Below are 1,592 nucleotides of genomic sequence, written 5' to 3' on the forward strand. Positions count from 1 at the left end.
TGTTGCCGAGTTCGATGGGCCTTTCACCCCTACTCCAAGATCACGCGAGGGTATTGTAGGACACCAACGCTAACGGACCTCCACGTGCCTTTCGGCACGCTTCATCCTGCCTCGGAGTAGATCACTCGGTTTCGGGTCGTACTGCTTCGACTCCCCGCGCTTGAGCACGGCGGCCCTCGTCGTAAGACTGCGGCCATGTCGGTTTCCCTGCGCCTTCCACGATACTCGTGTTAGACTCGCCGGAGCAGTACACTCCCTGGTTCGTTTTTCAAAACGCACGACGGAACTTCGGCTCCCCACTCGTCTTACTGGAGACTCGCGTCTCGGTCATTCTGAGTGGGGCCTTTCAAGCCCCGTCGCTCTATCGCCAGTTGATTTCAGGCCCTATTGCACCGCCCTTCTCGGGGTGCTTTTCAGCGTTCGCTCACGCTACTTGTTCGCTATCGGTCTCGAGGAGTGTTTAGTCTTCTCAGTCGATGCCTGAGATCTTCACGAGGGATATCCAACCCCCGCTACTCTGGGAACTGATCCGCAGACCGCGTTCGTGATACGGGACTGTCGCCCTGTATCGTGCTCCGTTCCAGGAGACTTCTCACGAACCCGAGCTGCTTGGTATCAGCCCGAACACCACATTGCCTGCGAGGTGTGAACCCCGAGGCTTCGGTTTGGACTGTGTCGCGTTCACTCGCCGTTAGTAACGACATCTCGGTTTGATTTCTCTTCCTGCTCCTACTGAGATGTTTCAATTCGGAGCGTTCCCCATTGCGCACGGCAATTGTAGAGGGATTCCCATTCGGAGATCCGTAGTTCTTCGCCTCCATGCGGCTCCCTACGGCTTATCGCAGCTTGGCACGTCCGTCGTCGGCTCTCGAGCCGAGCCATTCACCAACTGGCACAGTAGCCAATTGACTGATGGTACACTGCGACCCGGTGAACGGGTCCAGTGGACGTCTGGATTGCACGTACATACGGTCGTCATCGCACGTCACGTGGGTGTCACGCGAGCGTGCTCAACCCTTCCCATCCCCGCTCTCGCGGGATGGTGCATCGGTCTTGCGTCGGGATTCATCGTATCGCCGTCCGCCATATAAGGCGCACGGTTCGCGATGGTCCCGAAGACATGGACCCACTGGGATTCGAACCCAGGGCATCCTCCTTGCAAAGGAGGCACTCTACCACTGAGCTATGGGCCCACCCCCATCAGGGGGTGTGAGCGAGCCTCGATAGTTCGAAGGTGCCCGATCGGCGTCGGGAACGGACCGAAAGGTGAGCCAGGGCGTCGCCCTGGTCTCGATCTGTGGAGGTGATCCAGCCGCAGATTCCCCTACGGCTACCTTGTTACGACTTAAGCCCCCTTGCGAAGCCCAGATTCGACCTGGCAACCCAGGCCTCATCCGGACCTCACTCGGGTGCTTTGACGGGCGGTGTGTGCAAGGAGCAGGGACGTATTCACCGCGCGCTTGTGACACGCGATTACTACCGAATCCAGCTTCATGTGGGCGAGTTTCAGCCCACAATCCGAACTACGACCGGGTTTCTGAGATTACCGTCCCCTCTCGGGGTAGGAACCCATTGTCCCGACCATTGTAGCC

Annotated in this window: 1 tRNA gene and 2 rRNA genes; all 3 read right to left on the minus strand. The window is 58.6% G+C overall.

The features are described from left to right. Positions 1-910: ribosomal RNA gene (locus GRX01_RS19005) — 23S ribosomal RNA — on the minus strand; the annotation flags it as partial. Between the two features lie 211 nt (positions 911-1,121). Next, positions 1,122-1,193 (minus strand) — tRNA-Ala (locus GRX01_RS18690). Positions 1,194-1,298: 105 nt separating this feature from the next. Further along, positions 1,299-1,592: ribosomal RNA gene (locus GRX01_RS18695) — 16S ribosomal RNA — on the minus strand; the annotation flags it as partial.

Source organism: Halobaculum saliterrae (assembly GCF_009831625.1).
Classification (GTDB): domain Archaea; phylum Halobacteriota; class Halobacteria; order Halobacteriales; family Haloferacaceae; genus Halobaculum; species Halobaculum saliterrae.